At 67.6% G+C, this 22,127-nt stretch carries 19 protein-coding genes; 6 read left to right on the top strand and 13 right to left on the bottom strand.

Translation table 11 applies throughout. The features are described from left to right. Nucleotides 1-188 precede the first annotated feature (188 nt). The 7 genes from ADE01S_RS19290 to ADE01S_RS19260 all read right to left on the bottom strand — a co-directional run bounded on the left by ADE01S_RS19290 (nucleotide 189) and on the right by ADE01S_RS19260 (nucleotide 7,450). Nucleotides 189-953, bottom strand: coding sequence for an IclR family transcriptional regulator (locus ADE01S_RS19290; protein WP_165695623.1), 765 nt, complete (start codon nucleotides 951-953; stop codon nucleotides 189-191). Nucleotides 954-1,009: 56 nt separating this feature from the next. Then, on the bottom strand, nucleotides 1,010-2,008 hold the full coding sequence (locus ADE01S_RS19285) for a tripartite tricarboxylate transporter substrate-binding protein (protein ID WP_062683340.1): 999 nt from the start codon (nucleotides 2,006-2,008) through the stop codon (nucleotides 1,010-1,012). Nucleotides 2,009-2,142: 134 nt separating this feature from the next. Further along, nucleotides 2,143-3,006: a proteasome-type protease gene (locus ADE01S_RS19280; protein WP_062683339.1), complete on the bottom strand. Its 864-nt coding sequence runs from the start codon at nucleotides 3,004-3,006 to the stop codon at nucleotides 2,143-2,145. Nucleotides 3,007-3,061: 55 nt separating this feature from the next. Next, nucleotides 3,062-3,865, bottom strand: a complete 804-nt coding sequence (locus tag ADE01S_RS19275) for a transglutaminase family protein (RefSeq protein ID WP_062683338.1) — start codon at nucleotides 3,863-3,865, stop codon at nucleotides 3,062-3,064. Between the two features lie 29 nt (nucleotides 3,866-3,894). Further along, nucleotides 3,895-4,863 (bottom strand): alpha-E domain-containing protein, encoded by a 969-nt coding sequence (locus ADE01S_RS19270; RefSeq protein ID WP_062683337.1) that lies wholly within the window; start codon nucleotides 4,861-4,863, stop codon nucleotides 3,895-3,897. Nucleotides 4,864-4,865: 2 nt separating this feature from the next. Further along, on the bottom strand, nucleotides 4,866-6,296 hold the full coding sequence (locus ADE01S_RS19265) for a circularly permuted type 2 ATP-grasp protein (protein ID WP_062683336.1): 1,431 nt from the start codon (nucleotides 6,294-6,296) through the stop codon (nucleotides 4,866-4,868). Nucleotides 6,297-6,775: 479 nt separating this feature from the next. Next, a complete protein-coding gene (locus tag ADE01S_RS19260; RefSeq protein ID WP_062683382.1) occupies nucleotides 6,776-7,450 on the bottom strand; it encodes a 5-formyltetrahydrofolate cyclo-ligase in 675 nt (224 codons plus the stop codon). A gap of 122 nt (nucleotides 7,451-7,572) precedes the next feature. Here ADE01S_RS19260 and ADE01S_RS19255 point away from each other — a divergent pair, with 122 nt between their 5' ends. Both ADE01S_RS19255 and ADE01S_RS19250 read left to right on the top strand, forming a co-directional pair. Then, entirely contained in the window at nucleotides 7,573-9,702 is a 2,130-nt protein-coding gene (locus ADE01S_RS19255) for a lytic transglycosylase domain-containing protein (RefSeq protein ID WP_062683335.1), read from the top strand. Continuing rightward, nucleotides 9,699-10,811 carry a tRNA nucleotidyltransferase/poly(A) polymerase-related protein gene (locus tag ADE01S_RS19250; RefSeq protein WP_062683334.1) on the top strand — a complete coding sequence of 371 codons (1,113 nt, stop codon included), beginning with the start codon at nucleotides 9,699-9,701 and terminating at the stop codon, nucleotides 10,809-10,811. The genes ADE01S_RS19255 and ADE01S_RS19250 overlap by 4 nt, the downstream gene beginning before the upstream one ends. 5 nt (nucleotides 10,812-10,816) lie before the next feature. Here ADE01S_RS19250 and ADE01S_RS19245 read toward each other — a convergent pair whose 3' ends face one another. Next, the gene (locus tag ADE01S_RS19245; protein WP_062683333.1) at nucleotides 10,817-12,007 is read right to left on the bottom strand and encodes a class I SAM-dependent methyltransferase; all 1,191 of its coding nucleotides are present in this window, start codon (nucleotides 12,005-12,007) and stop codon (nucleotides 10,817-10,819) included. Nucleotides 12,008-12,201: 194 nt separating this feature from the next. Between ADE01S_RS19245 and ADE01S_RS19240 the strand changes: the two genes are divergently transcribed. From ADE01S_RS19240 to ADE01S_RS19225, 4 genes are all read left to right on the top strand, one after another. After that, nucleotides 12,202-13,158, top strand: a complete 957-nt coding sequence (locus tag ADE01S_RS19240; protein ID WP_075873307.1) for an acetaldehyde dehydrogenase (acetylating) — start codon at nucleotides 12,202-12,204, stop codon at nucleotides 13,156-13,158. A gap of 15 nt (nucleotides 13,159-13,173) precedes the next feature. After that, on the top strand, nucleotides 13,174-14,193 hold the full coding sequence (dmpG, locus tag ADE01S_RS19235) for a 4-hydroxy-2-oxovalerate aldolase (protein ID WP_062683332.1): 1,020 nt from the start codon (nucleotides 13,174-13,176) through the stop codon (nucleotides 14,191-14,193). Between the two features lie 177 nt (nucleotides 14,194-14,370). Continuing rightward, complete coding sequence (locus tag ADE01S_RS19230) at nucleotides 14,371-15,744, top strand: MFS transporter (protein WP_062683331.1); 1,374 nt, start codon at nucleotides 14,371-14,373, stop codon at nucleotides 15,742-15,744. Between the two features lie 82 nt (nucleotides 15,745-15,826). Beyond that, the gene (locus ADE01S_RS19225) at nucleotides 15,827-16,618 is read left to right on the top strand and encodes an IclR family transcriptional regulator (RefSeq protein ID WP_062683330.1); all 792 of its coding nucleotides are present in this window, start codon (nucleotides 15,827-15,829) and stop codon (nucleotides 16,616-16,618) included. Between the two features lie 127 nt (nucleotides 16,619-16,745). Here the strand turns inward: ADE01S_RS19225 and ADE01S_RS19220 are convergent, their stop codons facing one another. The 5 genes from ADE01S_RS19220 to ADE01S_RS19200 all read right to left on the bottom strand — a co-directional run bounded on the left by ADE01S_RS19220 (nucleotide 16,746) and on the right by ADE01S_RS19200 (nucleotide 22,122). Further along, a complete protein-coding gene (locus ADE01S_RS19220) occupies nucleotides 16,746-18,506 on the bottom strand; it encodes a DEAD/DEAH box helicase (protein ID WP_062683329.1) in 1,761 nt (586 codons plus the stop codon). Nucleotides 18,507-18,781: 275 nt separating this feature from the next. Beyond that, nucleotides 18,782-19,543, bottom strand: coding sequence for a uracil-DNA glycosylase (locus ADE01S_RS19215; RefSeq protein ID WP_062683380.1), 762 nt, complete (start codon nucleotides 19,541-19,543; stop codon nucleotides 18,782-18,784). A gap of 497 nt (nucleotides 19,544-20,040) precedes the next feature. Then, nucleotides 20,041-20,703: a thiaminase II gene (gene tenA / locus ADE01S_RS19210; RefSeq protein ID WP_062683328.1), complete on the bottom strand. Its 663-nt coding sequence runs from the start codon at nucleotides 20,701-20,703 to the stop codon at nucleotides 20,041-20,043. A gap of 97 nt (nucleotides 20,704-20,800) precedes the next feature. Continuing rightward, nucleotides 20,801-21,589 carry a 3-hydroxybutyrate dehydrogenase gene (locus tag ADE01S_RS19205; protein ID WP_062683327.1) on the bottom strand — a complete coding sequence of 263 codons (789 nt, stop codon included), beginning with the start codon at nucleotides 21,587-21,589 and terminating at the stop codon, nucleotides 20,801-20,803. A 143-nt stretch (nucleotides 21,590-21,732) separates the two neighbouring features. Then, complete coding sequence (locus ADE01S_RS19200; RefSeq protein ID WP_062683326.1) at nucleotides 21,733-22,122, bottom strand: DUF488 domain-containing protein; 390 nt, start codon at nucleotides 22,120-22,122, stop codon at nucleotides 21,733-21,735. Nucleotides 22,123-22,127 lie beyond the last annotated feature (5 nt).

Raw genomic sequence — 22,127 nt, 5'->3', positions numbered from 1 at the left:
AAAAGTTTATAGATATGAACGATGGCCGGCAACGATTTTTGCTTGGTGTAAACCCGCAAGCCCTGCCGCAAGGAACGGACGTGCAGGGCGTCGCCGCTCGCGGGGCGAGGCGTAGGAGCAAAGGGGGGATGGAACAGGGGCGGCGTCAAGCCGGAGAAGGCGCCCGAGGCAGGGCGCCTTCGGGGGATTTACTTCGCGGGCGAGACGGCCGGACCGTCGATGCGTTGCGCAAGCTGCCGTCCGGCCGCCAGCAGGGTCTGGCCGATGGCGTCGGCCTTGGCGGCGGAACGATCCAGCGGCGCGCCCACGACGAGCGCCAGCACGGTGCCGTAGAGCACCAGGGGCGCGGCGACCGATAGCGTGTCGGCTTGGTGTTCGGCCAGGTTCACGTGCCAGCCTCGCGTGGCCTCGGTTTCGATCAGCCGCAGCAATTGCTTGTGGGTTTTGACGGTCTGGCTGGTGTAGCGGTCCAGGCTGAGGCGGGAGGCCAGCGCTTCGCGCTCGGCCGGCGCCATGGCGCCCAGCAGCGCGCGCCCGGAAGCGGAAGCGTGCAGCGGCTTGAGCTGGCCCACCCTGGCCGTGAACCGCACGATGCGGTCGGGTTCGGCCACGTCGAGATAAACCACGTGGTCGCCGGACCGCTGCGCCAGGATCAGCGTTTCACCCAGCTCGTCGCGCAGCGCTTCCAGCGTGGGCCGGATGCGCGTGGTCAGCTGGTCGTGCTCGGCGACGGTACGGGCCTCGTTCAGCCAACGGCGGGTCAGGTAATAGCGCCCCGCAGTCTGGTGCGCATAGCCATCGCCCTCCAGGGTGTCCAGCAAGGCCAGGCAGCTGGACTTGGGGATGCCCAGCCCGGCCGAGATCTGCGACAGGGTGGCGGGGGCCTGCGTGGCCGCGAAGAATTGCAGGATGTCCAGCACGCGCCTCGCGCTTTTTACGTCGTTCGTACTCATGCACGCGAATATATATTCATGAACGGGCAGCGGCAACAGCCGCTGCCCTCCGCGCCTCAGTCCGCGTACACCCCCGCCTTGCGGATGATGCCGCCCCATTTGTCGACTTCGGTCTGCAGCCAGGTTTGCAGGCCTTCGGGCGTTTGCTTGGATTCAGGCACGATCTCGGCCCCCAGTTCCGTCATTTTCTGCGTGAAGACAGGGTCCTTCAGCGCGGCGCGCAGGGCCGCGTTGACCTTGGCGATGGCTTCCGGCGGGGTGCCCTTGGGCGCATAGACGCCATGCCACACCTTGACCTCGAAGCCCTTCAGGCCGCTTTCCTGCAGGGTCGGCGTGTCGGGCAGGGCCTGGATGCGGTCCAGCGTAGTGACGCCATAGAGCTTGACCCGGTCCGCCTTGATGTGCGGGATGGTCTGGGTGGTCTGGTCGCACAGCACGTCCACCTGGCCGCCCAGCAGCGCGGTCAGCGCGGGGGCCGTGCCCGCGTAGGGCACGGTGGTGAACTGCGCGCCCAGCGATTCCTGCAGCAGCATGCCGCATAGCTGCGACACCGCGCCCAGGCCGGCGTTGGCCAGGTTGACCTTGTCGCCGTTCTCGCGCGCGTACTTGATGAACGCCGGCATGTCGCCGGGGGGCAGGTCCTTGCGGCCGAGCAGCGTCATGGGCACGTCCGCCACCTGGCCGACGTAGGCGAAATCGGTCAGCGGATTGAAGGGCAGCTTGCGGTAGAGGGCGGGCGCGGTGGCCATCCCGTTGTGGTGGATCAGGAAGGTATAGCCGTCGGGCGCGGCGCGCGCGACGTGCGTGGACGCCAGGGTTCCGCCCGCGCCGGTGCGGTTTTCGACGACGATGCTCTGGCCCAGCGTTTTCGACATGGAGGCGCCCAGGCTGCGGGCCACCACGTCGGTGGGGCCGCCCGCCGCGAAGGGCACGACCAGCGAAATGGGATGGTTGGGATAGGTGCCTTGCGCGGATGCGTTGCCGAAAGCCAGGCACGACAGGGCCAGGACCGGCCAGGCGGCGGATTTCGCCGCGCGCGCGAAAATAGGGGGCATGTCTCACTCCTGTGGTTGTGCCGTCTAGTGTCGGCCGACACGCCAGGAATGAGAATTCGCGGTTTCGCAAGCCGGGCTTCGGCTGGCGGAAAGCCGGGTTTACGCGTGCTTGCGCGGCCCGGGAGCCTCGTGCTTCAGGCGGCCTGGTCCTTGCCGGGGTCCTCGGCCAGCACCTGCGGCGCCGGATAGCTCGGACCGGGCTCGTTCACCGGCTCGGCGCGCAGCGGCTGGTGCACCCGGCCGGAGGGCACCAGCGAGACGGGGTCTTCGGGGCTGGTCCACAGCGGATCGGGGATTTCGGCGAAGACCTGCCGCAGCCGTTCGCCCCAGGTGCCGCGGATCATGCGGAAGTATTCGTTGTGCTCGTCGATGCTGGCGAAATGCGTGACGCGCAGCGCGTGGGTGTCGTAGACCAGCAGGTCCAGCGGCAGGCCCACGGAAATGTTCGAGCGCAGCGTGGAGTCCATCGAGATCAGCGCGCACTTGGCGGCCTCGTCCAGCGACGTGTCCGGCCGCAGCACGCGATCCAGGATGGGCTTGCCGTACTTGGCCTCGCCGATCTGGAAATACGGGCATTCCTGGCCCGCCTCGATGAAGTTGCCGGCGGCGTACACCTGGAAGAGCCGGCAGCGCTCCGGGCCGATCTGGCCGCCGAAGATCAGGTTGACGTTGAAATCCACGCCTTGCTCGTGCAGGGCCGGGGCCTCGCGGTGAAAGACTTCGCGCACGGCGGCGCCGACGCGGTGCGCGGCCTCGAACATGTCGGGCGCGTTCCAGAGCGTCTCGCCGCCTTCGGCATTCTGGCGCGTCAGCGCGTTCAGCACGGCCTGGCTCACCGCCAGGTTGCCGGAAGTCATCAACACCATCACGCGGTCGCCCGGACGCTCGAAGACGGTCATTTTGCGGAAGACGCTGATCTGGTCGACCCCGGCATTGGTGCGGGAATCGGACAGGAAGACCAGGCCGGAATCAAGGCGGGCTGCTACGCAGTAGGTCATGATCGGAAATTGGGGAAACCACGCCGCATTGTATTGCGGCGCGGCCTGGCGAATGTTACTGCTGGGCGCTCGTCTGTACCTGCACGCTGACCTCCATGGATTCCTCGCCGCCGCCGCTGCGCACGCCGCGCACCGGCGAGGCCGAGTCGTAATCCCGGGCCACCGCCAGCCGGCAGTGGCAGTCCGAGGCGAACTGGCGGTTGGTGATGTCCACGCTGGTCCAGCCGATGCCGGCCAGCCACACGTCCGCCCAGGCGTGGCTGGCCGCGTGCTCGGCGGTGGTGTAGAGGTAGCCGCTGACGTAGCGGGCCGGCACGCCCAGGCCGCGCACGCAGGCCAGGAACAGGTGGGCATGGTCCTGGCAGACGCCGTGGCCCATCGCCAGCACCTGGGCGGCGGCGGTGGTGACGTCGGTCGTGCCGGGCTCGTAGGCGACGCGGTCGCTGACGGCGGTGGCAAGCGCCAGGACGTCGTCGGGCGTATTCAGGCCGCCGGGCAGCGCTGCGCGCACGAACGCCATGACCGTATCGTCGGCCTGCGTCAGCGGCGTCTGCACGCAGTAGGCGTGCACCGGCAGCCGGCTGTCCTCGCCGCCCAGCAGGCCGCGCGCAAGCGGCGCCACCATCACCTGCCCGGTTACGCGCAGCTCGATGTCGGTATGCGGATGGTTCAGCGTCAGCGTATGGGTGATGTTGCCGTAGGCGTCCACCTGTTTTTCCAGCGCGCCGGGGGCCTCGATGTGCCAGCGCAGGACGCGCTGGTGCTCGTCGTCGCGGGGCGTCAGGCGCAGCGTCTGGATGCTGTAGGTGACAGGCGCGGTGTAGCGGTAGTGCGTGAGATGCGTGATGAGCTGTTTCATTCCTGCCTCCGTATGAATATCAACAGGCCCTAGGCCGACAGCGGCACCAGGAAATCCTGGCTGATCCGGTTGCCCAGGTCGTTGATGCGGTCGAGGAAATGGTCCAGGTACTGGTGCAGACCGCTGGCCAGAATGTCCTCTACGCGGCCGTATTGCAGCTCCGCGCACAGCATGCCGGCGCGCCGTTCGGTTTCGGTCGAGCGCTGGTTGGAGACGCGCGCCAGGTCGTCGGCCACCGCCCGCATCGTGGCCAGCAGCGAGCGCGGCATGTCGCCATGCAGGATCAGCAGTTCCGCCACGCGGTCCGGGGTGATGACGTCGCGGTACACCTTGCGGTAGATCTCCAGCCCCGACACCGAGCTGAGCAGCGCCGACCAGCGGTAGAACTCGCTTTGCAGCGCCGCGGCGCCGGCAGGTTCGGCGCGCTCATGGCCGTTGCCGTCGCGCTCGTGGAATTTCACGTCCAGCATGCGTGCGGTGTTGTCGGCGCGTTCCAGGTGCATGCCGATGCGCAGGAAATAGAGGGCTTCATCCTGCAGCATGGTGCCGATGGTGACGCCGCGGGCCAGGTGCGAGCGGAACTTCACCCATTCGAAGAATTCGCCGGGATTGCGCTCCAGCAGGCCGGTATGCAGGTGTTTCAGCAGTTCCAGCCAGGTGGTGTTGTACGTTTCCCAGACCTCGGTGGTGAGGCTGCCGCGCACGGCGCGCGCATTCTCGCGGGCCGCGCGCATGCAGGAGAAGATGGAAGACGGATTCTCGGGGTCGCGCACCATATATTCCAGCACGTCGTGCGGCGAAATGGTCGCGTATTTCTGCTGGTACAGGCCCTGCAGCTCGGAGATGCGCAGCACGCCCAGCCACGAGCCTTCGCGCGTCTGCGCGTCTTGCGGCAGCAGCGACATCTGCAGGTTCACGTCCAGCATGCGGGCGGTATTCTCGGCGCGCTCGGTGTAGCGGCACATCCAGAACAGGTTGTCGGCGGTTCGGCTCAGCATGTTCAGTCCTCCAGTACCCAGGTGTCCTTGGTGCCGCCGCCCTGGCTGCTGTTGACGACCAGCGAACCTTCGGTCAGCGCCACGCGGCACAGGCCGCCGGGCACGGTCCGGATATCCTTGCCGCACAGGACGTACGGGCGCAGGTCCACGTGGCGCGGCGCCACGCCGGATTCCACATAGGTCGGCACCGTGGAGAGCGCCAGCGTGGGCTGCGCGATGTAGTTGGCGGGATTGGCGCGCACCCGCTCGCGGAAGGCGTCGACCTCCGCGCGCGAGGCCGAGGGGCCCACCAGCATGCCGTAGCCGCCCGAGCCGTGGACCTCCTTCACCACCAGTTCGTGCATGTGGGCCAGCACGTGCGACAGTTCCTCGGGCCGGCTGCAGCGCCAGGTCGGCACGTTGGACAGCACCGGCTCTTCGCCCAGATAGAAGCGGATCATGTCCGGCACGTGCAGGTAGGTGGACTTGTCGTCCGCGATGCCGGTGCCGATGGCGTTGGCCAGCGTGACGCGGCCGGCGCGGTACACCGACAGCAGGCCGGGCACGCCCAGCGCGGAATCGGCGCGAAACGACAGGGGGTCGAGGAAGTCGTCGTCGAGCCGGCGGTAGATCACGTCCACCTTGCGGGGGCCTTGCGTGGTGCGCATGTAGACGGTGTTCTGTTCGACGAACAGGTCCTGGCCCTCGACCAGCTCCACGCCCATCTGCTGGGCCAGGAAGGCGTGTTCGAAGTAGGCCGAGTTGTACATGCCCGGGGTCAGCACCACCACGGTGGGATCGTCGCCGCCGTGCGGGGCCACCTCGCGCAGGTTGTCCAGCAGCAGGTCGGGGTAGTGCGCGACCGGCTCCACCTTGATGCGGCTGAAGGCGTCGGGCATCAGCCGCATCGACATCTTGCGGTTCTCCAGCATGTAGGACACGCCGGAGGGCACGCGCAGGTTGTCTTCCAGCACGTAGAACTCGCCCGCGCCGGCGCGCACGATGTCCACGCCGGCGATGTGGCAGTAGATGTCCTCGGCCACGTCCACGTCCTGCATTTCCGGACGGTACTGCGCATTCAGGAACACCTGCTCGGCGGGCACCACGCCGGCGCGCACGATGTCGTGCCCGTGGTAGATGTCGTGGATGAACATGTTCAGCGCGCGCACGCGCTGCTTCAGGCCGGCTTCCAGGAGGCGCCATTCGTCGGCGGGAATGATCCTGGGGATCAGGTCGAAGGGGATCAGGCGCTCGGTGCCGGCGGCGTCGCCCGCGACCGAGAAGGTGATGCCGACCCGGCGAAAGCTCAGGTCCGCTTCGAGCCGGCGCACGGCCATGGCCTCCGCGGACTGCTCGGCATGCCAGCGCTCGAAGGCCTGGTAATGGGAGCGTATGCCGCCGGTGCTGTCGTGCATTTCGTCATAGGCGGCGGGACGGGATGTTCTGTCCTTCATGGCTCCTCCGGTACTGGTGCTGGCGGCCGGCTGGCGCGCGGCCCCTGCGAAACAAGCAACCCGCGTGCCAGCTTTGCCGGAGCGGGGACCTCTTGGGACAATATCCTCCCAAGGACGTTGGAACGCCATCCCCGTGTCGGTTGACGCGCGGGAATGGGCTTATGGCGCAAGCGCCGGCCGCGGCGCGGACGAGGCGCGCGCCGAGGGGTGGAAGGGGCGGCAGAACGGCGGGCGCGGAGGCCGGCCGGCTGCATCGGATGGGCGGCGGCAGGCAAAGGCGCCATGACGCCGGGCGCGCCGCGCGCAAGGCGCGGCGGGAATGCGGGAAGGGGGCGGAACGGGCCGCAATCCGCCGGGGGCTGATGCCGCGGGCGTAGGGGTTGCGGGCGGGGAACTGCGGCGGCCTCGGATCGAGGCCGAAGCCCGCTATGTTACATCATGCACCGTTTTGGTGCAAGTCGCCGGGCGATGCTGGTGCGTCAGTTCATCCGGTAGCTGTGCAGGGTGGTGCCGCCGGCTCCCCCCTGTTCCAGCGGTGCCTGGGGCACCCAGCCGTCCTGGGTCAGCACGGCGTCCAGCGGGAAATCATGGGCCGCGGGCTGGTAGCCCGGGTCCAGTTCGCCGCAGCTCCAGGCGATGCCGATCGCGATGAACGGATGGCCGCGCTCGCGCAGGGCGGCCAGGCTGCGGTCGTAATAGCCGCCGCCGTAGCCCAGGCGGTCGCCGTGTTCGGTATAGCCCAGGGTCGGCACCAGCACCACGTCGGGAAGCACTTCGGCGCCATGGACCGGCTCCTGGATGCCGTAGGGGCCGGCGCGAAGCTCGGCGTCCGGCGTCCAGGGCAGGAACGCCAGCGGCGCGTTGCGTTCCCGCACCACCGGCAGCGCCACCGCCACGCCGCCATCGACCCATTGCTGCAGCAGGGGGCGCAGGTCGGGCTCGTCCGCCATGGGCCAGAAGGCGGCCACGGTGGCGGGCGCCGGGCGGCCGGCGCGGACGGCTTCGTCGCGGGCCACGTTCAGCCAGGTGAACAGCCGGGCGCGCATCAGCAGGCCGCCGCGGCTGCGCTGGTCTTCCGGCAGTTCTGCGCGCATTTTCCGCAATCGCGTGCGTAGCTGGACTGCGGTATCCTCTGGAGTATTTTGCGTAGTCATGCGGTGGCTGTGATGGGGATGGACAAAGATGGCGGATGTGCGGATGGCCGGCATGCGGATTGCCAGCATGCGGACGGCCGGCAGGCGGGCTTGCGGCATGGCCCGTGCATGAGGGGCAGGGCATGACACAGACTCTCCAACCCGGACGGTATCAGAAAACCGAGCGCATCGCCGCCGAGGCCGGGTCCGGCCTGCGCCGATGGTTGCCGCTGGTGGCGCTTTTCACCGCGGCCTGCGCGCCGGTGGACGCGCAACAGCGCAGCGCGGCCGTCAACATCCAGCCGCAGCCCGCCGTCCAGGCCGCGCAGCCCGTGATCTCGGTGCCGCCGGCGGTGCTGGCGGGCCTGCCTCCCACGGCCGACACGCCGGCGCTGGCCGCCGTGGTCGCCGCGCGCGAGGCCATGAACCGCAAGCAATGGTCGGTCCTGGGCGCGCTGGTGCCGCAAGCCAAGCCCGACCCTCTGGGCATGTACCCGGAATACTGGCTGCTGCGCTACCAACTCTGGACGCCGCCCGCCACCGGCCGGCCCACCGCCGCGCTGCAGCAGTTCATCAACAACAATCCCGACGCCTACCTGGCCGACCGGCTGCGCGCCGACTGGCTGCTCGCGGCCGCGCGCAGCGGCGACTTCGAAACCGTGCGCAAGCTCGCGCCCGTGCGGAACAGCAACGCCCAGATCGAATGCGCCATCCTGGACGGCCGCCACATGACCGGGCAGCGCGCCACCGCGGCGCAGGCCGTGGCGGTGTTCGCGCCGGGCGGCGCCTGCTGGGCGCTGTACGACCAGCTCGTGGCCGACGGCATCCTCGGCTGGGAGCAACTGGAACCCCAGCTGCGCGATGCCATCGAGGCCAACAAGACGACCGACGCGCGCAAGTTCGCGCAATACATGTTCGAGCCGCAGGACCTGAAAACCTACGACCAGCTCATGAAGGATCCCATGAAGTGGCTGACGCGCCAGGACCGTCTGCCCGTGGGCCGCAACGAGAAGGAACTGGTGACCATCGCGCTGGCCCGCCTGGCGCGCTCCGACGTCAGCGTGGCCGATTCCTATCTGCGCCGCGAATGGGCCAAGTCCGCGGAATGGTCCAAGGCCATGGCCAAGTCGAACCTGGCCTGGGTGCGCGGGCAGTATGCGCTGGTGGCCGCGTTGAACCTGGACAGCCGGGCGGACGATTGGTACCACGAGGCCGGCCATATCCGCATGACGGAATACAACGCCGCCTGGAAGGTGCGCGCCGCCCTGCGCCAGCCCAAGATCGACTGGAAGTGGGTGATCGAGTCCATCGAGCAGATGCCGGCCTCGCAGCAGGCGGATACGTCGTGGGTGTACTGGAAGGCGCGCGGGCAGGCCGCCCGCGGCAACACGGAACAGGCCGCCGCGGCCTACGCCAGCATCGCGGACCGCTTCGATTTCTACGGCCAGCTGGCCGCCGAGGAACTGGGCCGGCGCATCAACGTGCCGCCGCGTCCCGCGCCCATCAGCGACCAGGAGATCGCCGAGGCCCGCGCCAATCCGGGCCTGCGCCGCGCCGTGCAGCTGTTCCGCCTGGGCTGGCGCTCCGAAGCCGTGCCCGAATGGAACTTCAGCCTGCGCGGCATGAGCGACCGCCAGCTCCTGGCGGCCGCCGAACTGGCCCGCGCCGAGAACATCTACGACCGCGTGGTCAATACCTCCGACCGCACCGAAAAGGAAGTCGATTTCAGCCAGCGCTTCATCGCGCCGTTCGAGGGCCGCGTCACCGCCAAGGCCAATGCCATCGCGCTGGATCCGGCCTGGGTCTACGGCCTGATCCGCCAGGAATCCCGCTTCATCATGGATGCCCGTTCGCACGTGGGCGCCTCCGGCCTGATGCAGCTGATGCCGGCCACCGCCAAATGGGTGGCGGGCAAGATCGGCATGAGCAACTTCACGCCCGATAGCGTGAACGACTTCGACACCAACACCGAGCTCGGCACCAATTACCTGAACATGGTGCTGCGCGACCTTAACGGTTCGCAGATGCTGGCCAGCGCGGGCTACAACGCCGGCCCGCGGCGCCCGCACAACTGGCGCTCGACGTTCTCGCATCCGGTGGAAGGCGCCATCTTCGCCGAGACGATCCCCTTCAATGAAACCCGCACTTACGTGAAGAACGTGATGTCCAACTCGGTGTATTACGCGGCGATGTTCAGCGGCCAGCCCCAGTCCTTGAAGGAACGCCTGGGCAACGTCGTGCCGCTGGGCGCCGAAAGCACCTCGATCCCATGAGCCGGGATTCGGCTACAGAGGGCTTGCAGGTCTATGTCGTAGGCGGTGCGGTGCGCGACGCGCTGCTCGGCCTGCCGCCCGGCGACCATGACTGGGTGGTCGTGGGCGCCACGCCCGAAGAGATGGCGCGGCGGGGCTTCATCCCGGTGGGCGGCGATTTCCCTGTTTTCCTGCATCCCCGCAGCAAAGAGGAATACGCGCTGGCGCGCACCGAGCGCAAATCGGGGCGGGGCTACAAAGGCTTCACGTTCTACACCGGCGCCGACGTCACGCTCGAAGAAGACCTGCGCCGCCGCGACCTGACGGTCAACGCCATTGCGCAGACGCCGGAGGGCGGCCTGATCGATCCCCTGGGCGGCGAGGCCGACGTGCGGGGCCGGGTCCTGCGCCACGTGGGCGAGGCCTTCGAGGAAGACCCCGTGCGCATCCTGCGGCTGGGACGCTTCGCGGCGCGCTTCGGCGATTTCACCATCGCGCCCGAGACGCTGGAACTATGCCGGCGCATGGTCGAGGCCGGCGAGGCCGACGCGCTGGTGGCCGAGCGGGTCTGGAAAGAACTGTCGCGCGGCCTGATGGCGGCGACGCCCTCGCGCATGCTGGGCGTCCTGCAGGCTTGCGGCGCGCTGGCGAGGGTGATGCCGGAGCTGCAAGGCGTGGACGAGGTGGCCGCGGACGTCGATCGCGCGGCCGGCATGGGCCTGTCCTTGCCGGGCCGCTACGCGTTGCTGTGCCGCCTGACGCCCGAGCGCGAGGCCCTGGGCCGCCGGCTGCGCGTGCCCACGGAATGCAACGACTACGCGCGGCTGCTGCCCGAGGTGCTGGCCGGCCTGGACGCTTCCACGCAGCATGCGGATCCCATCGTCGCGCAACTGGTTCTGATGGAGCGCGCCGACGCGCTGCGCAAGCCGGAACGATTCTTCGATCTTCTGGAGGCCGCGTCGGTGCGCCAGCCCGTGGACCGGGCGGCGTGGCGCTTGCGCGTGGCCGCGGTGCGCGGCGTGGACGCGGGCGCGATCGCGAAAGCCTGCGCCGGCGATCCGGCGCGCATCAAGGAAAGCGTGCGCGAAGCCAGGCTGGAGCGCCTGCGCGCGGACGCCGCCTCGCCATAGCGCCGCTATAGCTTGCCCAGTCGGTCGCCGCGGGAGAAACCCGTCAGCGGCTCGGTCATGCCGCGTCCCACCGCCAGCACCTTGAACAGCTCGCCCATTTCCGCTTCGGACAGCAGCTTCTGCACCGGGGCGACGGTTTTCGCGTAGTTCTGCACATCCGCGGGATCGAGCTGGGCCAGCAGGTCCATCAGCCCCGCATTCATCAGGAAGCGGGCCTGCGAGGTATAGCCCAGGACTTGCAGGCCGGCCGCCAGCGCGGCATCGGCCATCGCGGTGAAGTCGACGTGCGCGGTGATGTCCTGCAGGCCCGGCGCGGTGAACGGATCGCCGTGCGCGTGATGCCGCAGATGGCACATGAGCGTGCCGCCCGCCCGCTGCGGATGGTAATACTCGCCGCGGGGGAAGCCATAGTCCACCAGCAGCGCGGCGCCCCGTTCGAGCCAGCTGCCCATCGCGGCGATCCAGGCCTCGCCTTGCAGATTGATTTCGGACATGTAGCCGGGCAGCGCCGGCATGCGGCCGGCGACGGCGGCCGCCAGCTCGGGCGGCGCGGGCCGGTCGTCCCACGCGAATGCCTGGGAGGCGTCCAGCGCCACGCCGCGTTCCAGCACCGTGCTCCCGTCCTCGCTCCAGCGGAAAATCGAAATGGGCATCGCGTCCAGGACTTCGTTGGCCAGTACGCAGCCGGCGAAGGCGGCGGGCAGCGCATCCAGCCACTGCACGCGGTCGCCATACGCCGCCAGCCTTTCGGCCTGGCGCGCGCGGAGGTCGGCGGACACTTCCAGGATCAGGTAGCGGGTCTGCGCCAGCCCCATCGCGTCCAGTTCGCCCAGCACGCCTTCGGCCAGCGCGCCGGTGCCGGCGCCGAATTCCAGCACGGCGTCGGTGCCGGTCTGGCGCAGCACCTGGGCGGCCTGGCGCGCCAGGGTGCGGGCGAACAGCGGCGTCAGCTGGGGGGCGGTGACGAAGTCGCCGGCCGGCGCGCGGGCGTCGCCATCCGCATCGGCCAGCTTGACGTTGCCCGCCGCGTAATAGCCCAGCCCGGGCGCGTACAGCGCCTGCGCCATCCAGCGGTCGAAGGGCAGCCAGCCGCCATTGGCCATGATGGCGTCGCGCAGGTGGGCAGCCATGGCGGCGCTGTGTTCCTGGGCGGCGGGGTCCAGAGGCGGGAGATGGGCGGGAGAAGGGCGTTGCATGGAGCGGCTATTTGAAGAATCGGGCAATTTTAGCCGGGCCTCGGAGGCGCGCCGGATTCAGGCCGCCTGCTGGCGCTAGCCTTTTTACTCACTATATGAGATTGATACTTATATATTGATAATTTAAAAAAACCTCCCTACACTCGCTCCCACGTCGAAGCACAGAACGATGCCAGGAAAGAGGAAGGAGCCACGTGTCGAACACCCAACGCAAACTCAAGGCCGCCATCATTGGCAGCGGCAACATCGGCACGGATCTGATGATCAAGATCCTGCGCCATGGGCAACACATCGAAATCGGGGCGATGGTCGGCATCGACCCGCAATCGGACGGCCTGGCCCGCGCGGCGCGCCTGGGCGTGGCCACCACGCACGAGGGCGTCGAAGGCCTGGCGCGGCTGCCGGTCTTCCAAGAGATTGACTTTGTGTTCGATGCCACCAGCGCCGGCGCGCATGTGAAGAACGATGCCTTCCTGCGCGCCCTCAAGCCCGGAATCCGCATGGTGGATCTCACGCCCGCCGCCATCGGCCCGTATTGCATTCCCGTGGTCAATGGCGAGGCGCACCTGGACGCGCTGAACGTGAACATGGTGACGTGCGGCGGCCAGGCGACGATTCCGATGGTGGCGGCCGTGTCGCGCGTCGCCAAAGTGCACTATGGCGAAATCGTGGCGTCGATCTCCAGCAAGAGCGCGGGCCCCGGCACGCGCGCCAACATCGACGAGTTCACCGAGACCACGTCCAGGGCGATCGAAGCGGTGGGCGGCGCCACCAAGGGCAAGGCCATCATTGTGCTGAACCCGGCCGAGCCGCCGCTGATCATGCGCGACACCGTCTATACGCTGAGCGAGCTGGCCGACGAAGACGCGATCGCCCGTTCGATCGAGGAGATGGCGGCCGCCGTGCAGGCCTACGTGCCCGGCTACCGTATGAAGCAGCGGGTGCAGTTCGACCGTATCGACACGCCGGTGCGCCTGCCTGGCGTGGGCGATGCGCTCACGGGACTGAAGACCTCGATCTTCCTGGAAGTTGAAGGCGCGGCCCACTATCTGCCGGCCTACGCCGGCAACCTGGACATCATGACCAGCGCGGGTCTGCGCACCGCGGAACACATGGCCAAGCGCATGCTGGCAACCACCGTGGCTGTTTGAGAGCGGCAACACACCATGAATCAAGCCAAGAAAATCTACATTTCCGACGTGACGCTGCGCGATGGCAGCCACGCCATCCGTCATCAATACAGCGTTGAAGACGCCAGGCGGATCGCCCAGGCGCTGGATGACGCCAAAGTGGATTCCATCGAGGTCGCGCATGGCGACGGCCTGCAGGGATCGAGTTTCAACTACGGTTTTGGCGCGCACACCGATCTGGAATGGATCGAGGCCGTGGCCAGCGTGGTCAAGCACGCCAGGATCGCGACGCTGCTGCTGCCCGGCATCGGCACCGTGCACGACCTGAAGAACGCCTATGACGCCGGCGTGCGCGTGGTGCGCGTGGCCACGCACTGCACCGAGGCCGATGTGTCCCGGCAGCACATCGAATATGCCCGCCATCTCGGCATGGAGGCGGTGGGTTTTCTGATGATGAGCCACATGACCGAACCGCAGGCCCTCGCGCGGCAGGCCAAGCTCATGGAGAGCTACGGCGCGACCTGCTGCTACGTGGTGGACTCCGGCGGCGCGCTGGGCATGCAGGATGTGCGGGACCGCTTTCGCGCGTTCAAGGATGTGCTCAAGCCTGAAACGCAGACCGGCATGCATGCCCACCACAACCTGAGCCTGGGGGTGGCCAACTCCATCGTCGCGGTGGAAGAGGGCTGCGACCGCGTGGACGCGAGTCTGGCCGGCATGGGCGCCGGCGCGGGCAATGCGCCGCTGGAGGCCTTCATCGCCGCCATCGACCGCATGGGTTGGAACCATGGCACCGATCTCTACAAGCTCATGGACGCGGCCGACGACATCGTGCGCCCGTTGCAGGACCGTCCGGTGCGGGTGGACCGCGAGACGCTGGCGCTGGGCTATGCGGGCGTGTACAGCTCGTTCTTGCGCCATGCCGAGGCGGCGGCGGCGAAGTATCGGTTGAAGACGGTGGACATCCTGGTCGAACTGGGCAAGCGCCGCATGGTGGGCGGCCAGGAGGACATGATCGTCGACGTGGCGTTGGACATCCTCAAGCAGCGCGCCTGAGCCGCGGGAAACCAAGCCCGCTGCCGGCCGCTCCCGCGTGGGCAGCCGGCAGGCTTGAGGCGGGCTGGGTCCGAGCCGGCGGTTTGCCGGCGCAAGTACAAGAAAAGCACGGCATCCATTTCATGCGGGGAATTCTCCGCGGATGTCCGATCGAACACTCACGAGACAAACAAGACCATGAGCGCAACACAACTGGCCCCGACCGCGGGCAACAGGCCGGCGGGCAACAACGCCGCTTCGGCAACCGCCGCCATCAGCCCGGCCGACCGCCGGCGCGCGCTGTTTGGCAGCGCGGTGGGCAGCACCATCGAGTGGTATGACTATTTCCTCTACGGAACCATGTCGTCCATCGTCTTCGGCAGGCTGTTCTTTCCCTCGGACGACCCCGTGACCAGCCAGTTGCTGGCGCTCGCCTCGTTCGCGCTGGCGTTCCTGATACGTCCCATAGGCGGCATCGTCTTTGCGCACGTGGGCGACCGCGTCGGCCGCAAGAAGACGCTGGTGATAACGCTGTCCATCATGGGGATCTCCACGGTGCTGATCGGCCTGACGCCGACCTATGCGAGCATAGGCGTATGGTCGCCCATCTTGCTGACCCTGCTGCGCTTGTTGCAGGGGCTGGCGCTGGGCGGCGAATGGGGAGGCGGCGTATTGCTGGCGGTGGAATACTCGCCCGCCGAAAAGCGGGGCTTCTACGGCGCGGTGCCGCAAACCGGCGCGCTGTTCGGCCTGGCGCTGGGCAACTTCGTCACCTCGGGCCTGAGTGCGCTGTTTTCGGAAGAAGCCTTCCTGTCCTACGGCTGGCGCATCCCGTTCGTGCTGTCCATCGTGCTCGTGCTGATCGGCATGTGGATCCGCAACAAGGTGGAAGAGACGCCGTCCTTCCGCAAGGTGGCCGCAGAGGCGCGGGCGAATCCCAAGAGCGCCGAACACAAGCGGATGCCGCTGGTGGAAACGCTGACCCGACATTGGCGCGCCGTGCTGATCGCCATTGGCGCCAAGTTCGTGGAGACCAGCACCTTCTTTCTCTTCGCCACGTTCACCATTTCGTACTTGGTGGGCCTGGGCTATGAGCGTGTCGCGGCGCTGAACGTGGTGCTGGTCGCCGCGCTGATCGCCGTGCCGGTCATGCTGTATTTTGGCGCGTTGTCCGACCGGATCGGCCGCAAGAAAGTCTTTGTGTGGGGCTCGGTCGCGATCGTGGTCTATGCGCTGCCTTACTTCTGGCTGCTCAACCAGGGTTCGGCGCTGATTTCCACGGCGGCGGTGGTGGTCGGCTTTTCCATCATCTGGTCCACCTACGGTTCGGTGCTGGGCACCTTCTTCGCCGAGAGCTTTCCGCCGAATGTGCGCTACACCGGCATTTCGCTCGGCTACCAGGTAGGGGCCGCGCTGGTCGGCGGCCCGATGCCGCTCATCGCCACGGCCTTGCTGGCCCGGTATCATGGCAGCTATGTCCCGGTTGCGATCTTCATTGCCCTGTGCGCTTTGGTATCGCTGATCGCGATCAGCTTCACCAAGGATCGCACCGGACAACCGCTGGATGCGTGACGCAGCGAGTGCGTGAGGCATCGGCGCCGGCGGCGCCGATGGCTGGCCGATGCTTCACGATCCGTCACTCACTGCTCACGAAATGACCGAAAAGCCCGACACCAAGACCGCCAAGATCGCTAAGCCGCTCGCCAGCCAGACCCTCTTTCGCGGACTCGACGTGGTGAGCGCGGTGGCCGAAGGCTGCCGCAGCGTGAAGGACATCTCGGACAGAACCGGCATTGCCTTCAGCACCACGCACCGGCTGGCTTCGGCGCTGGTGCAGATCCGCTACCTGCATTTCGAGCCCCGCAAGGGATATCGCCTGGGCAGCCGGCTGGTCGAGCTGGGTTTCCTGGCCTATCGCGAATCGGCCATCACCACGACGGCCCGTCCCTTGCTGGAGGAACTGGCCGAGCAGACGCAAGACACGGTGCATCTGGCCGCGCTGGATGAAGACGAAGGCATCATCTATCTCGACAAGATCGGCGGCAAACGCCCCATCGAAGTCAATACGCGCATAGGCGGGCGCAAGCCCGTGTGTTGCACCAGCGTGGGCAAGGCGTTGATTCTCGATCAGGGGCGCGCCGCCTGGACGAAGCGCTACGAACAAGAGGCGGCAAAAGGGCTGGCCGGACCGCTGTCGCTGGAGCAGTGGCTGGAAGCCATGGCGATCTATGCCGCGAAGGGATACACCTTTGACCTGGGCGAAAACGTCGACGGGATCCGTTGCGTCGGCACGCCTGTGCGCGATGCCAGCGGAGAAATCGTCGCGTCCATCAGCGTGACGAGCACGGACGCCTATACCGATGAAGCCCGCATGCACGAGATCATTCCGCTCGTGCAGAACGTCGCCCGCAAGATCAGCATGCTGCTGGGCGCGAGAAGCACGTAGCCGGAGATCCGCGTCAGGCGGATTGCTGGCCGAGAATGCAAAACACCCCAGGGATCGGATTGTCCTCCGATGCCTGGGGTGCGGTCAGATCGCCGGCGCGGTTCTTGTCGAACCGCTGGGGCCGGGATCAGTCGCGGCGCGCGCCGGCCGGCTTGGCGAAGCGCTTGGCGGGGCCGCCGGGGCGCTTGTCGAACGAAGGCTTGCCGCGGAAACCGCCTTCGGGACGGTCGCCGCCACGGAAGCCGCCTTCGCGTTGCGGACGGTCGCCGAAGCTGGCGCGGTCGTTGAAGCTCGGACGCGAATCGCGGTCGCCGCCGCGGAAGCCGCCTTCACGCTGCGGGCGCTCGCTGAACGGGCGCGCATCGCGCTGGGGACGGTCGCCGAAGCTGGGGCGGTCGCCAAAGCTCGGGCGCGAGTCGCGGTCGCCGCCACGGAAGCCGCCTTCACGCTGGGGACGGTCGCCCCAGGGACGATTGCCCTGGTAGCCGCCTTCGCGCTGCGGACGATCGCCGAAGCTGGGACGATCGCCGAAGCTGGGGCGATCGCCGAACGAACGAGCCGGGCGCGCGTCGCGATCGCCGCGGAAGCCGCCTTCGCGGGCGCCCTGGTAACCGCCTTCACGCGGCTTGAACTCGCCTCGCGGGCCGCCGAAGGAGCGGCCTTCGCGGTTGCCCTGGTAGCCGCCGCCGGGACGCTTGCCGAACGGCTTGCCGCCACGCGGGGCGCCGCCGGTCGACGGACGCGGGGTGCGCTTGGGCTCCAGGCCGGCGATCACTTCAGGATTGATCGATTGGCCGATGTAGTGCTCGATGCGGCGAACCTTGTGGCGCTCGGAGTGCGTGGCCAGCGTGAAGGCCAGGCCGTTGCGGCCGGCGCGGCCCGTGCGGCCGATGCGGTGCACGTAGTCTTCGGCCTGCATCGGCAGGTCGAAGTTGACGGCGTGGCTGATGCCTTGCACGTCGATGCCGCGGGCGGCCACGTCGGTGGCGACCAGGATGCGCAGTTGGCCGCGCTGCAGTTGCGTCAGGGTGCGGGTGCGCTGGCGTTGGTTCATGTCGCCGTGCAGGGCGGCGGCAGCAAAGCCTTGGTCGGCCAGGCGGTCGGCCAGGTCGTCGGCGCCGCGCTTGGTCGACGTGAAGACGATGGCCTGGTCCAGCGAGGCGTCGCGCAGCACGTGGTCCAGCAGCTGCATCTTGTGGCTGGCGTCGTCCGCGTACAGCAGGCTTTGCGTGATGTTGGTGTGCTTTTCCTTGGCGCCGGCGATCTCGATGCGCTGCGGCTCGCGCATCATGCGCGAGGCCAGCTTGGCAACGGTGCCGTCCAGCGTGGCGGAGAACAGCAGCGTCTGGCGGCCTTCCGGCAGGCGCTCGACGATGGTCTCGATGTCCTCGATGAAGCCCATGTCCAGCATGCGGTCGGCTTCGTCCAGCACCAGCGTGTGCACGGTGTTCAGCTTGACGCGGCCGGATTGCAGGTGGTCGATCAGGCGGCCGGGGGTGGCGACCAGCACGTCCACGCGGCGCGACAGCGCCTTGAGCTGCGCGCCGTAGGGCATGCCGCCCACCACGGTGGCGGTGCGCAGGTCGGCCAGCTTGCGGCCGTAGGTCGCGGTGGCGTCGGTGACCTGCAGGGCCAGTTCGCGGGTCGGGGTCAGCACCAGCACTTGCACGCCGACGCCCTTGTTGGCGGGTTGCTGAGCGATACGGTGCAGCGCCGGCAGCATGAAGGCGGCGGTCTTGCCGCTGCCCGTCTGCGAGGACACCATCAGGTCGTGACCAGCCAGGGCCTGCGGAATGGCGGCGGCCTGGACGGCGGTGGGGGTGGCGAAGCCGGCTTCTTGGACGGCCGACAACAGGGCGGGCGCGAGACCCAGGGTTTCGAAAGACATTACTTTCCCTTGCCGCAATCAATGCGACGCAGTGCTTGGTCGGGCCAGGAGATTAGGCGGCCGGATCCAGGCGACGGTTGATGGAGCATCGTGCCGACCGGATCAACCATGCGCGTGGCGCGTTCTCGTGTGGAGATTGGAACGCAGGGCGAAAGGAAAGGGGTCAGGAATCGATGATGGTTCGGCAGTGGCCGGGGCTGTTTGCCCGGCAGACTGCGAAAACTTCCGCTAAATCAAGGCGGTAAATGCCGAACTCGTTTTGTGCAGTGCGGCGATCATAACCTGAATTCGCCTTGCATGGAAACTGTTTTTTTGTCCAGCCCCCAATCAATAGGGTTTTTCCCTTGGTTGGCCAGCCATTCATTGGTGGCCAGGAAGTGACCGCAGCCCAGGAAGGGCACCGGCGGGCGCCTCGCGGAGAGCGGCGACGGGTGATTGGACATCAGGACCAGATGCCCGCTGTTGTCCGGCAGCAACAGACGCTTGGCTTGGGCATGCGCGCCCCAGAGCATGAAAACCTTGGGGGACGGGTCGCGGGCGACCAGCGAGATCAGCGCGTCCGTCACCGTTTCCCAGCCGCGCTTGGCGTGAGAGGCGGGCGTGCCGTCCTCCACCGTCAGCGCCGTGTTCAGCAGCAGCACGCCCTGCTCGGCCCAGTGGCTCAAGTCGTTGCCGGCCGGCACGGGAGTGCCGGGAAACTCCTGGGCGATCTCATTGAAGATATTGCGCAGGCTGGGCGGACGCTTGCAGTCGTCCGGCACCGAGAATGCCAGGCCCTGGGCCTGGCCCGGGCCATGGTAGGGGTCCTGCCCCAGGATCACCACCCGCACGTCCGACGGCGCCAGCCCTTGCAGGGCGCGGAAGGGCGTGGCGGGGTAGATGACGGCGCCTTCGCCCAGGCGCTTCTCGACGTGGGCGGTCGCCGCCGCCAGCGCATCGGCCACGCCCGGGTCGGCGAAGGCCGCAAGCCAGGCGGCGGGGAGTTGCGCCGTCTGGGCGGCGAGGGCGTGGGGAATCAGGCGGTTATCGGTCGGCATGGGCGCGATTTTGGCATAGCCCGGCACGGGCGGCTGTGCGGTGGCGCAAGAGCCTACCCAGGGTTTGTCCGCCGGTGCTTTTTGGGAACAGTCCGATGGCGCCGGCAATAAGGTGTCAGACTGGACTTCTCTCCCCTGCGCCCTACAGTCCGAAAAAGCGTAGTCTGAAACCCTGTCTACGGCACCAAAAATACATGCTAATAAGAAATGGCAACTTCAAACGCTGGGTGCGCGGTGTGCTCTCGTTGGTAGGTATTGCATTGCTCTTTGGCGGGCTTAGATATGATTCCTACTTGGTGATTTTGCTGGGTTTCTTGATTGGTTCAGTCGGGATGTATGCGTCGAAAGCGTCGATGCTTGGTATCAAGCCATTCTCTGATGGCCCTAAGGCGCAGCCAAAACCAGGCAAAGAGGATTCTGGGTTGCCGTAGGGGGAAACAAAATCAATTCTGGGCGGGATCGGGCGCGCGCGGCAAGGCGCGCGCCGTGCCAGGGCCTCAGACCGGCCAGCCGGCCTGCCGGTATGCCGAATCCCAGAACATCCATTCCAGCTGGGCGGCGTGCGTGTAGGCCTGGTGCATGGCCTCTCGGGTTTCCGCGGACGCGGCTTCCGCGCAGCGGTCCACCGTGGCGATGACGGCGCGCACCAGCGCGTGGAAATCTTCGCCCGCGTAGGCGTCGATCCAGGCGGAGTACGGGTTGGGCGTCACGGCGCGCGCCTGGATATCGCGGCCGATTTCGGCGTAGATCCAGAAGCAGGGCAGCAAGGCGGCGAGCGCGACCGGGTACGGGGCGCTCCAGGCGGTGGCGATCAGGAAGCTGGTGTAGTGGTGGCTGGCGGGCGACAGCGGCGTGGCCTCGAAGGTGGCTTCGTCGATGCCGAACTGCTTCATGAAGCCGGCGTGCAGGCTGCGTTCGACGACGACGGCGCCCTTGGCGGCGTCGGCGAACTGCACCACGCCGTCGGCGTGGTCGGCCTTGGCCGCCGCGATGGCCAGGGCGCGGCCGAACGCGACCAGGTAGTGCGCGTCCTGGATCATGTAGTGGCGAAAGGCGTTCTCGTCGAGCTGGCCGCTGGCCAGCTCCAGGTTGAACGGCATGGTGCGCGTTTTTTCGTAGAGCGCGGCGTTGCGCGCCCAGGCGTCGGAACTGAACGACATGGCGTTTCCTCAAGGCGTGTCCGCCGGCGCGCAGGGTGCGCGCCGGCCGGCAAAGCGGCTAGGGTACCAAAGGCCTCGCGGACGCCGCGGGACGCGGCTATTGCATGTACCAGCCGTGGCTGACCACGAACGATTGGCCGGTGAGCGCGGCGCTGGGGAAGGCGGCCAGGAACAGGGCGGTCTGCGCCACGTCCTCGACGGTCGTGAACACGCCGTCCACCGTGTCGCCCAGCATGACCTTCTTGACGACGTCTTCTTCGCTGATGCCCAGCTCTTTCGCCTGTTCCGGAATCTGCTTTTCGACCAGTGGCGTGCGCACGAAGCCCGGGCAGATCACGTGCGAGCGCACATTGTGGGCCGCGCCTTCCTTGGCAAGCACGCGGGCCAGGCCCAGCAGCGCGTGCTTGGCGGCGACGTAGGCGGATTTCAGCGGCGAGGCTTCGTGCGAATGGACCGAGCCCATGTAGATGACGACGCCGCCCCGGTTGTCCTTGTACATGTGCTTGAGGGCGGCCTTGGTGGTGAGGAAGGCGCCGTCGACGTGGATCGCCTGCATCTTCTTCCAGTCGGCATAGGCGAAGTTCTCGATGGGGTTCACGATCTGGATGCCGGCGTTCGAGACCAGGATGTCGACGCTGCCGTAGGCGGCGGCCACGCGGTCGATCCCCTGGTTCACGGCCTCTTCGTTGGTGACATCCATCGCGACGCCCATCGCCTTGCCGCCAGCCTGCTCGATTTCCCGGGCGACGGCCTCGGCGCCCGCCAGGTTCAGGTCGGCGATCGCAACCGAGGCGCCGGCGCGCGCGAGCGTGAGCGCGATTTCCTTGCCGATGCCGCTGGCGGCGCCGGTGACGACGGCGGTTTTTCCGTTCAGATCATGCTGCATGCTATTACCTCCAGGTTGGGATTGACTGTGGGCCGGGCTGGGCCGCGTCGCCCACGGGTGCAGGGAGCATGGTTCGATGGTAGCGCTTCAGCATGAGAGCTGGCTGAACGCCGGGCGGGCCGCGCCCGGCCCCGGACAGCGGCTCAGGCGGATCGTTTGCCGTGATGGCCGGCATAGGCCAGCAGGGCGTCGCGCAGCACGACCGCCTGATTGTGCTCGGCATCGTGGGCGCCGTAGAGCAGGGTCAGGGGCTTTTTGCCGGCGGCCTCCAGCAGGGCGGCCATGCGCGCCTGCTGGTCGGGCGCGGCCAGTTCGGCCAGGTATTTGCGGCGGAAGTCTTCCCAGCGTTCTTCGATATGGTTGAACCACTTGCGCAGTTCGGTGGTGGGCGCGAGATCCCGGGCCCATTCGTCCAGCCCCAGGTCGGCCCGGCGCAGCCCGCGCGGCCAGACGCGGTCCACGAGCGCCCGGTAGTTGCCTTCCGGGCCGGTGCCTTCGTAGACGCGTTGCAGGGTGATGGCGGGCGTTTTCATGGCGG

Source organism: Achromobacter denitrificans NBRC 15125 (assembly GCF_001571365.1).
Classification (GTDB): Bacteria; Pseudomonadota; Gammaproteobacteria; order Burkholderiales; family Burkholderiaceae_B; genus Achromobacter; species Achromobacter denitrificans.
This window is presented reverse-complemented; position numbering and strand designations above follow the sequence as displayed.